At 62.9% G+C, this 9,376-nt stretch carries 15 protein-coding genes and 1 tRNA gene; 7 read left to right on the top strand and 9 right to left on the bottom strand.

The features are described 5' to 3' along the window. Positions 1–100: 100 nt before the first annotated feature. The 5 genes from AC1RUR_RS23470 to AC1RUR_RS23490 all read right to left on the bottom strand — a co-directional run bounded on the left by AC1RUR_RS23470 (position 101) and on the right by AC1RUR_RS23490 (position 3,968). Positions 101–1,231, bottom strand: a complete 1,131-nt coding sequence (locus tag AC1RUR_RS23470; RefSeq protein WP_492848321.1) for an acyltransferase family protein — start codon at positions 1,229–1,231, stop codon at positions 101–103. 312 nt (positions 1,232–1,543) lie between these two features. Continuing rightward, positions 1,544–1,620: transfer RNA gene (locus AC1RUR_RS23475), tRNA-Pro, on the bottom strand. 121 nt (positions 1,621–1,741) lie between these two features. Then, entirely contained in the window at positions 1,742–2,239 is a 498-nt protein-coding gene (locus AC1RUR_RS23480) for a DUF192 domain-containing protein (RefSeq protein WP_492848322.1), read from the bottom strand. Between the two features lie 133 nt (positions 2,240–2,372). Further along, a complete protein-coding gene (locus tag AC1RUR_RS23485; RefSeq protein WP_492848324.1) occupies positions 2,373–3,008 on the bottom strand; it encodes a cold-shock protein in 636 nt (211 codons plus the stop codon). A 198-nt stretch (positions 3,009–3,206) separates the two neighbouring features. Continuing rightward, positions 3,207–3,968: an SIR2 family NAD-dependent protein deacylase gene (locus AC1RUR_RS23490; RefSeq protein WP_492848326.1), complete on the bottom strand. Its 762-nt coding sequence runs from the start codon at positions 3,966–3,968 to the stop codon at positions 3,207–3,209. Positions 3,969–4,259: 291 nt separating this feature from the next. Here AC1RUR_RS23490 and AC1RUR_RS23495 point away from each other — a divergent pair, with 291 nt between their 5' ends. Beyond that, positions 4,260–4,424, top strand: a complete 165-nt coding sequence (locus AC1RUR_RS23495; protein WP_164933808.1) for a hypothetical protein — start codon at positions 4,260–4,262, stop codon at positions 4,422–4,424. A gap of 93 nt (positions 4,425–4,517) precedes the next feature. Here the strand turns inward: AC1RUR_RS23495 and AC1RUR_RS23500 are convergent, their stop codons facing one another. Further along, the gene (locus AC1RUR_RS23500; protein WP_492848329.1) at positions 4,518–4,805 is read right to left on the bottom strand and encodes a hypothetical protein; all 288 of its coding nucleotides are present in this window, start codon (positions 4,803–4,805) and stop codon (positions 4,518–4,520) included. Positions 4,806–5,083: 278 nt separating this feature from the next. On the opposite strand from AC1RUR_RS23500, the gene AC1RUR_RS23505 reads away from it, so the two are divergent. Then, a complete protein-coding gene (locus AC1RUR_RS23505) occupies positions 5,084–5,314 on the top strand; it encodes a hypothetical protein (protein ID WP_492848331.1) in 231 nt (76 codons plus the stop codon). A gap of 76 nt (positions 5,315–5,390) precedes the next feature. Beyond that, positions 5,391–5,516: a hypothetical protein gene (locus AC1RUR_RS23510; RefSeq protein ID WP_492848333.1), complete on the top strand. Its 126-nt coding sequence runs from the start codon at positions 5,391–5,393 to the stop codon at positions 5,514–5,516. On the opposite strand, the gene AC1RUR_RS23515 is transcribed toward AC1RUR_RS23510, so the two are convergent. Next, entirely contained in the window at positions 5,513–5,710 is a 198-nt protein-coding gene (locus tag AC1RUR_RS23515) for a hypothetical protein (protein WP_492848335.1), read from the bottom strand. The genes AC1RUR_RS23510 and AC1RUR_RS23515 overlap by 4 nt on opposite strands. Positions 5,711–6,181: 471 nt before the next feature. Here AC1RUR_RS23515 and AC1RUR_RS23520 point away from each other — a divergent pair, with 471 nt between their 5' ends. Next, entirely contained in the window at positions 6,182–6,724 is a 543-nt protein-coding gene (locus AC1RUR_RS23520) for a hypothetical protein (RefSeq protein ID WP_492848669.1), read from the top strand. On the opposite strand, the gene AC1RUR_RS23525 is transcribed toward AC1RUR_RS23520, so the two are convergent. Next, complete coding sequence (locus AC1RUR_RS23525; RefSeq protein WP_492848337.1) at positions 6,651–6,863, bottom strand: hypothetical protein; 213 nt, start codon at positions 6,861–6,863, stop codon at positions 6,651–6,653. The two genes, AC1RUR_RS23520 and AC1RUR_RS23525, sit on opposite strands and share 74 nt — an antisense overlap. A 254-nt stretch (positions 6,864–7,117) precedes the next feature. Continuing rightward, the gene (locus AC1RUR_RS23530) at positions 7,118–7,414 is read right to left on the bottom strand and encodes an HU family DNA-binding protein (protein WP_027542683.1); all 297 of its coding nucleotides are present in this window, start codon (positions 7,412–7,414) and stop codon (positions 7,118–7,120) included. A gap of 356 nt (positions 7,415–7,770) precedes the next feature. On the opposite strand from AC1RUR_RS23530, the gene AC1RUR_RS23535 reads away from it, so the two are divergent. The 3 genes from AC1RUR_RS23535 (at position 7,771) to AC1RUR_RS23545 (ending at position 9,327) form a co-directional block, all read left to right on the top strand. Then, on the top strand, positions 7,771–7,956 hold the full coding sequence (locus AC1RUR_RS23535; protein WP_015686278.1) for a hypothetical protein: 186 nt from the start codon (positions 7,771–7,773) through the stop codon (positions 7,954–7,956). 217 nt (positions 7,957–8,173) lie between these two features. After that, positions 8,174–8,476, top strand: coding sequence for a hypothetical protein (locus AC1RUR_RS23540; protein WP_492848340.1), 303 nt, complete (start codon positions 8,174–8,176; stop codon positions 8,474–8,476). A gap of 332 nt (positions 8,477–8,808) precedes the next feature. Beyond that, positions 8,809–9,327: a hypothetical protein gene (locus AC1RUR_RS23545; RefSeq protein WP_492848342.1), complete on the top strand. Its 519-nt coding sequence runs from the start codon at positions 8,809–8,811 to the stop codon at positions 9,325–9,327. Positions 9,328–9,376 lie beyond the last annotated feature (49 nt).

The following is a 9,376-nucleotide window of genomic DNA, read 5'->3' on the forward strand; positions in this document are numbered from 1 at the left end:
GCGTTGCGGCTTCTTCCCTTCCGTCCGGGATCCTCGGCTCGGTGGGTGTAACCGATGGCGTGGTCGGCGCCGTGCCGGGTCCGTCACCAACACCCCCTGGTCACCGAGCACCTTCGAGATCGACGGCGCGCTGTCCGGCACGCTGATGCCGAACGACGTCTGCGTGATCTATCGGGGCGGCGCCGGCACGCTCCTGATCGATGCGAGGCTCTGACAGGCTGGCGGTCCGCCTCGCCGCCCAACGGTTGATCGGTTCCTCGAACAGCACGTAGGTGAGCCAGGCCATGAGGCAGGTCAGTGCGAGGAGCTCCCAGCGCCAGAGCTCGCCCGAGCCGCGGCCGACCCGAAACCAGTAGGCCATCCAGGGCGACAGCATGATCACCAGCCAGTGCCAGAGGTAGATGCCATAGGAGATGTCGCCCAGCTTCACGGCAAGGCGGGGCACCGTCGGAAGCCAGGCGAGACCGAGCACGACAGTGCAGCAGGCAATCGGGGTCGGCCACCCTAACTCCCACTCGATACCGAGCACGTAGATGCCAAGCCCAGCCGCGATCAATGTCAGGCTGAGGACTGCGCGAGCGGGCACTTTCTTCAGTCGCACCCGCTCGGCGATGATCCAGGCCAAGACGCCGGCGGCGAAGCTGGCGTAATGATCATCGGCAAAGCGGGAGAGCGCATGCGGCAACGAATCGATCGCCGTGCCGGCCACGACGGCACCAACGCACCATGCGAGCAGCAGGCGCGCGCCGCCGAGCGGGATAAGTATGGCTGCGACGAGATAGAACGCCACCTCGTATTCCAGCGTCCAGCCGACGCTATTGAGCGGCGACGCCCCAGGCATGATCAGGAGTGACGTGGTGAAGCGCACGGCGTTGAGGTCGCCCGGGCTGCCGCAATAACGCCAATACAGCAGCGCAGCCATGACCACCGTACAAAGCGCATTCAGCGGATAAATGCGGAAGGCGCGCTTGAACAGGAACCCCGAGGCGCTGAACCCGGGCCGCGCCGCGACGTGGCAGACTATGAATCCGGAGATCGCAAAGAACAGGTCGACGCCGGCCGCGCCGCGCAGTGCTAGCCAGCGCCAGGCGTGCACGCGGTCGAGCTCGAAATAGCCATGCGCCTCGAGCGCAATATGCGAGTGGAAATAGAACACGGCGATAGCCGCGATCACCCGGCCGAGCTGGATGCCCGGCAGCCGGCCTTCTGTCTGTCCCCTGCCATTCCGCACAACCTAGCAGGGCATAGCCGCGCAGGACAACTTCGGAACCGTCTTTTCCCGTCACGGTCTCGAGATATTTGAAATGGGCGGAACCATCTGCCGGGTCGGCAACATCTTTGACGATGTGTCGATCAAGGCGCCCATCCGCGTGGCCAGCGTGCCGGGCTCGTCGCTCGTCCATGGCATGCAGACGGTGGACGGCGTTAGCTTCGTGCAAGCTCGCGCGCGCCGCCGGCAACGCCGACGGAACAGCGCAAGAACCGCGTGTCAGAATCACGTCGGAATCACTTGGGAAAAGTTTAGGAGATTCGACCTCGGGACTGGTCGGGGCAGCTGGATTCGAACCAACGACCTGCAGTACCCAAAACTGCCGCGCTACCAGGCTGCGCTATACCCCGAATGTCCGGCGAGCCCCGTCGATACACGCTTCCCAGGGCGCCAGCAAGCACCCCAAGGCGCCAGCAAGCCCCCTTAGCCGCCACGGTGGGGCCGGCAAGGGCCCCGCCCCGTCAGGGTCCCCTATTTGCTGCCGAACAGCGGGTGGCCGACGCGGTCGCCGGGGCGGATGCCGTATTTCTGCGCCGTTCCCGCCACCACCTCCAGCACGGCCCGGGCGGGCCCGCGCGACGAGATGATCTTGGTCGACAGCGGCTCGGTGTTTTCGGCAATGCGCAGGATGCGGCCGTCGGCGCGGATGAAGATCATGTCGAGCGAGACATAGGTATTCTTCATCCACATCGAGATTTCCTGCTCGGGATTGAAGTCGAACAGCATGCCTTTGCCGTCGGCCAGCTCCTTGCGGTACATCAGGCCGGTCTGCTTCTCCTCCTCCGTCGTCGCGATCTCGACCGAAAACACCTGCACGCCGTTCTTGGTGACGATCTCGAGCGGCTGGAAGCTGGCGGCGATGACGGGCGCGCTCGCGACGGCAAGGCTGGCGATGACGAGGATGGTGGCAAGCCAGCTGCCGGCAAGGAACCGGGCGGGCTTCACATCAAAACGCATGGCAAAACGCATGGGACGGCACTCAATGTCCTGACGGCGTGGGAATGGAACAGTCCTACGCGGCGACCGCCCGAAAAGCCAGAGGCGCGCCGGTCAGCCGGCGCGCCTCTGCTCACGATTACGGGAATTGGCGACATTGCTGCCGCTAGTGCGACTGCAATCCCGGCGATCCGGTCTCGGGATGGATCTCGGCCGCCATCATGCCCTTGGAACCGGGCCCGAAGCGGACCAGCACATATTGCCCGGGGCGCAATTCGGTCATGCCGAAGCGGCGCAGCGTCTCCATGTGCACGAAGATGTCTGGCGTCCCCTCGCCGCAGGTCAGGAAGCCGAAGCCGCGCAGCCGGTTGAACCATTTGACCTGGGCCCGCTCCAGCCCGCTGGTCGGGGTGACCGTGACGTGGGTGCGCGGCGGCAGCATCTGCGCCGGATGGATCGCGGTCGACTCGTCCATCGAGACCACGCGGAATGCCTGGTAGCCCTTGGCGCGCTGGATGCACTCGACGACGATGCGGGCGCCCTCGTAGGCGGTCTGGAAGCCGTCGCGTCTAAGCACGGTAACGTGCAGGAGCACGTCGGGCCAGCCATTGTCGGGAACGATGAAGCCGTAGCCCTTTGAGGCGTCGAACCATTTGATGACGCCGTGAACTTCGACGAGGTTGGCGCTGCCCTCACCGAGGCCGGTGAATGGGCTGAGCGCGCTGTCGCGCCCGGCGCCGCCGTGTTCTCCCACCGCGGGAACTCCGACCTTCTTGGACTCAAATCCGTCCGACGACCCCATAACCCCGGACCCCACACTGCCATGCAACCCGCCACATTGGCGGCGCTCGAATCACGCGTCTTAAGAGAATGTTCTCAATTCGACGCGACGCGAATCTTTCGACTCAAAAGATAACACTCCCGGTTGCGACGCATAGACAAAAAAGAGATTCGCCGGAACCTATGAACAGCTTGCACAGCCGCGAATCAAATTAACGCCTCAATTGCCGACAAAGGGACCGAGCGTTTCGCCGATGTCGTGGCGGATGACGAGGTCGGCGATGTCGTCCTGCTCGGTCGGCTCGCGATTGATGATCACCAAACGAGCACCGGCGTTCTTCGCCATCATCGGAAAGCCCGCCGCCGGCCACACCACGAGCGAGGAACCGATCGCGATGAAGAGGTCGCAGGCGCGCGCCAGCGCGGTTGCGCGCTGCATTTCATCGTCCGGCATCATCTGGCCGAACGAAATCGTGGCGGTCTTCACCGGCTCGTCGCACGCGGTGCAGTTCGGCGCGCCGCCGTCCTCCTCGAAACGACGCTTCACCCAGTCGAGCTGATAGGCCTGCCCGCATCCGATGCAGCGCGCATAAGTGGTATTGCCGTGAAGTTCAATCACGTGCTCGCGCGCGATGCCCGAGGCCTGGTGCAGATTGTCGATGTTCTGGGTGATGACCGCGGGGACCTTGCCGGCGCGGTAGAGCGAGGCGAGCGCGCGATGGCCGCGGCCGGGCCTGGCCGCCGCAAACACCTCCTCCATCGCGAAGCGGCGGCGCCAGGATTCATCGCGCGCGTCCTGGCTCGCGACGAACTCGCCGAACTCGATCGGACGATAGCGCGTCCAGAGTCCGCCGGGCGAGCGGAAGTCGGGGATGCCGCATTCGGTCGAGATGCCGGCACCGGTGAACGGCACGATGGTCTTCGCCTCGGCGATCATGTCGCCGAGCCGTTCGACGCCGCTGCGGAGATCCGATGCAATCAAGCGCAAGCCCCCCGATTTGGTCCTGCGCTAGCTGCAACATGCGCAAGCGGCAAGATTGTTGACGCTCTTATCAACTGCGAATGCAACGTGCTCGGCAATTTTTTCCGCCCTTCGCATTTCACAATCCTGCAATGCCTCCTCCCCATTGACGCCCCAATCAGAAGCGCCAATGCATGGGTTGATTGCGACTCAAGGCCCGGTGCGGCGGCAGCGCTTGAGAACACTCGTAGACACAGCCCAGTAAAACACAGCCCAAGTAACATCGTCCAAGTGTGAACAGAGGGGATGGACATGACCGAAGACGAACAACGCAAGATCCGTGAACGCGAAGAGATCGCCGCCCGTGTCGCCGCCTTCCGTGCCACCCAGGAGAAGTTCAAGCGCGAGCGCGAGGAATATTTCGTGTCGACGCTGGAGAACGCCCGCAAGGTCGAACGGCCCTCGCTCTGGCCGTAGCAGCCAGAATCATCGCGATCATCGCGCAAGCGTGGACGCCACGCGAAAGAAAAAAGCCCGGAGCATCGCTCCGGGCTTTTCGCTTCTCATCGGCTACCAGTGGCGCCAGTGGTGATGCCGGTAGTACGGTCCGCCGCCGTAATAGGCGTAGGGACCAGGTCCGTAATAATAGGCGGGGCCGTCATAATAGCCGTAGCCCGGACCGTAATAGCCGTAAGGCCGGGACGCAGCGACCGCGCCCGCGGTGATCGCGCCGGCGGCAAGACCGAATGCGAGGCCCGGGCCGATGCCCCGGCCGCGCGCCTCGGCAGGCGCGGGCGCCGCCACCGCGGTCACGCCGACGGCTGCGACGGTGGCCAGAACTGCCAATGTCTTCTTCATGAGCTCCTCCTTCGCGTCTGGGAAACAACGCCGGCGCCGCGCGATGGTTGCGCGCGGTGCGGAACCCAAGACCGTCAAAAAATATCGAGGGCGGCGGAACGAAAGCGCCTTGCATGGGTTGGAACTGCAAGTGCGGAGCCTCCGCTATCCGGTAGAGGCGGCAGCACCAAAGCCCCGTCAGTATCCTCCGCGATGCTGGCGGGGTTTTCAGTTTCACGGGAGCAAATGGCAGCAGGCGATCATGGCTGCCAGCGGGGCGGAGCGCCGAGGAGGACAGATTGCCGATATCCGCTTTGCTGGCCCGCATCCGCAGGCTCGTTCCCAGATCCGGCGATCAGCATTACGACGAGATCGTCCGCAATTTCGGTGTCGGCACGCTGCGCCCGCCGCCGACGCCGATGAGCGACGGCGAGCTGGCACGCGCCATCGCCGAGTTCCTCAAGGAACAGCCTTCATCCGCCTCCGTCGCAACCCTCGGCCGCCGCCTCGATCCCGCCTCCCGGCTCTAGACAAATTTCGTATGTGGACCGGGAACCAGCGCCGCGCGCGCAAGTTGAGGTTGTCTTCGCGCAAGTGAGGCCCGACATGCCCGTGTGGCTCGAAGTCCTGCTCAACCTGTCCGGCTATGCCGGCTTCGTCGCGCTCGCGAGCCGCGGCACCTCGTGCCCGCGCGCTGCGGCCGACGACCGGATCTGTGGCGACCAGCGCTAGTTGGCGTGCGGCACCTGGCCCGCCGTGCGCACCAGCCTGTCGGCCTTGACCGCGACGCGCGTGTCCTCGAGCTGCGGGCGCAGCGAAAAGCTGATCACCACGAAAGCGAGACAGAACAGCGTGCCGACGATTGCGACACGCCGGTAGGTGTGCCGATCGCCCTGATAGAAAGACGGCTCTGAAAAAGGTGTCATGACAAAATGGCTTCTTGGCAAAGCGGTTTCTTGATTGTCCTTGCCAGACACCTATCCCAACCCGCGGCAAGCGCAACGCGATTGGGGTTTTAACCTAACCGAATAGGGTTATCGTTTCCCGCGCAAGCTTTCGTTAGGAGTTGGCACAGCGCGCCGGATCTTCGCGTCGGATACGTGCGCGCCGCGCGCGAGGTCCAAGGCAGCTTCGCCCTGCGCCGACCGGCTTTGTTCCAGCTTCGCCTGCATTTCGTTCTCAAAGAACGAATCGGAATCGAAGAAATCGGCGCGGAGCAACTCTTAACAAAATGATGCGAGGCGCGCCCACGCGAGCAGTCTCGTCGTGCCGGATCGGCTGACACGCCCGTTCGCACCGACATCGACAGATGCAACTTGTTCTGCATCCGACTCCATTTCGTTCTCGAAGAACGAATCGGAGTCGAAAAATCAGCGCGAAGCGATTGCTAACGATCGATGAAGCCGCGCGCCGTCACGTCTTCTGCTGCCAGGTCTTCTGCTGCCACGTCTTCTGACGTCAAATCTTATGCCGTCAAATCTTCGCCGGCGGAAATCTTCGGCGGCAAGACTTTCGAGGTCACCGCGGACGCGCTGGCGATCTCGCGCGCCATCGCGGCCGACGTCCCGGCACGCGCGTCAAGCCGCGCGCTTCTCCTTGCCCTTCTCGGAAAAGCATTCGAGGATCTGGATGCGGAGTTCTTCCGCGGCCGGGCCCTCGAGCTTCCTGAGCTCGTTCCAGAGCCGGATCACTTCGCGTTGTTTTTCGACGGTCATGAGTCACCTCCCAGGGAATCCAAAGATGATGACCAACTAGAACAAAATGAGAACAAAAAGTCCAGCCCCTCGCCCGCGATGTCCACGCGCATCGTCTTGAACCTTTTGGGCGCCGGGCGGACCTATGGAGGCTGGGGATTTCAGCGCCCAGTCAATATGGCAGCGCCGCCTGACGAACATATTCCGTCACCGCGGCGCTGTTGCTTTTTGGATTTTCAACCTTAAGTTCGAACCAAGACTGGCGGCCAGGCGCTGAAATCCCATCGCCGTCAGTTTGGAAAGCCCCGCGCGAAAGCGCGGGGTTTTCTCTTTCTGAGGGAGCGATGAATTGCGCGGTCTGTGAGAAGGCGATCTCGCCGGGCACCATGTCTTCTTGAGAGGTTGAACCTCTTGCCGACTGGTGCGTCTAATTGTTGAAGCTTCCCCCAGGCTTCACCCCCATCAGAAAGCCCCGCTTCCCCCCAGGCGGGGTTTTCGCTTTTGCGGACCTCGCGCTTGGGCGCGAAGCCGATTCCAGTCCGCGTCAGGCCGACGCGTCAGAACGAAAATGAAAAGCCCCGTTCCGACGGTATCGGAACGGGGCTCTCGGCACGCAGGCGGGCGCGCGATTGGTCCGGATCAGACGGCGTCCTTGGCAACCTTCAGCGGCGAGGCCTTCACCGACTTGCTCGCCGGCTTGGCCGCAAACTGCATCGGCTCCTTGGTGAAGGGATTGACGCCCATGCGGGCTTCGGTCGCCGGCTTGTTGACGACCGACATCTTCACGAAACCGGGAATGACGAATTCACCGGACTCGTTGAGCTCCTTGTAGCCGACCGTCGCCATGTACTCGATGACCGACTTCACGTCGTTCTTCGCAAGCTGCGTGCCCTCGGCAATCGCATCGATCAATTGAGTCTTGGTCATCTTCGCCATGTCGAAAGTCCTTCTGAATTGGGTGCGCGCGCGCTGTGGGGTAACCGCGCCGGGCACGCGACAAAGCCGCGCAGCGCGCTTTGTGTTCATGCCAGCGGTCAGGAAGTCACCGGGCTTAGAACCCATCGGGGCCGAAAACGCAAGCCGCAGTTTGACGGGAGTTCCGGCTCTTTTGGGCGGCGCCCGCCCCTTCTTTCACGCCATTCCCCCCTCGAGAACCGAACCACCAGACCAAGCCGCCGATCACGACAAAACTCAGGCCGACGATGGCGGCGTGACGCCGGCCAAAAGCGGATTGACCAAAGTCCCGCCGCAAGGCGGGTTCTCTTTCAAGAGAATTCCGTGCATAGTGCGGCATGGCCAAAACAAAAGTGACGTTTAGAGCGGTCCGGATCGCCGATGGCGACTGGAAAATACTGGCGGACTATCCCGGCAGCGAGCAGCGGGAAATCACGGGATTCACCAGCAAGGCTGATGCCGACGACTGGATGAACGGAGATCGCAAGATCGCGTGGCTCCGCTCGCAGGGTTACGCCAAGTGACGTAGCTGAATGACCTAGCTGTGTGACGTAGCTTTCGCGCACATCAATCGCGGTCACGGACGGCCGCAAGATACCTCCAAAACACCTGCAAGGTACTTCCAAGAAACATCTCAAGGCACCTCATCGTTAAACCTGTGGCTGGATGCGCGTTGTTGACACTTCAGTAACCCAACGCATCCAAGCTCATTCCAGTGTCGTTGCGTTGGAGTACCCCACAGTGCTGGATTTTGACGAGCTGCGTGAACTCGCGGCCGATGTTCGCGTGTTTGTCGATGTCGCCGAAGACAAGGCCGAGGCGCTGAGGGCCGTCATCGCGGCCTACGACGTGGTGCTGGCGATCTTCCCTGCCGGTGAAGGCATGGGCCTCCACGTCATCAAGGGCAAGGAGGTCCTGGACAGGATCGCGACATCGCGCACCCACGCGATCTACAGCCACACCGCCATCGCGGTCCCCGACCTCGAGCATGCCGAAGCGCTGAAATACCTGACGGCGCCCACCGCGCAGCGGATTGCGGCCTAGTTGCAGGCAGCGACCGCGATCTCGAAGAGGGCCACGGCGCAACACTCCATCACGACTTCCCGAGCCTCGTCGCGCCAACGTATCTGCCCACCTGGGCGTTGCGGCCCCTCACCCGGATTGCTCAGGCGCGCAACTGCGCGCCATGGCAATCCGACCTCCCCCGTTGGGGAGAGGTGAACGAGGCAGCTTCAATACCGTCATGCCGCGCCGTCGACCCGGACGGCGTCGATTGAACGCACCGTCATCGCGCAGGTTTCGTAGCGATGAGATCCAGGCCCGCCTGGCAGGATGCTCCGGCTGTTGTATGGTCGGATGTTTCTCGCGAGGGGCTGATGAAGATTGCCATTGTTGTCGCCGGCTTGATCATCGTTGCCGTTGCCGCCCTGGTGGCGATCCAGCCAGGCTTCTTGAAACCTGCGTCGCTGGCGCTCGTGAAGAAGTCCGACATCCTCGGCTTTTCGCCCGGGATGACGTTCGAGGAGACGAACAAGCTGATCACCCAGCGCCGCTACCGCTGCCGGCAGCTTCGCGACTCCCATGTCCTCGAATGCGCGATTGATGGCACCAAGGTCACCGTCTATGGCGACGACGTCGACGCCAGGCATCCCATCTGGCGCGTCAATGCGGAGGTGAGTTATCCGGGGCCGCAGGAAGCAGCCGTCAAATCGATATCAGACCAGTTCAACGCCCAGCCAACCAGGAGCGTCCGCGAGGGATGGATATGGACCGTCGGCCGTGGCCTCAAGCTGAGCTACGACGGCACCGCCTTGAAGCTGGTCGACGAGGCTGAAGAGGCCCGGCTTCGCGACGAGGACTCGAAACGCCCAAATGGCGCGACGCCGAAATTCTAGCACCCGCAGACGCGTGACCAAGTGGTCGGGCGATCACCACGCCGTCGAA

The sequence above is a fragment of the Bradyrhizobium sp. GW821-FHT12B03 genome, from assembly GCF_058807535.1.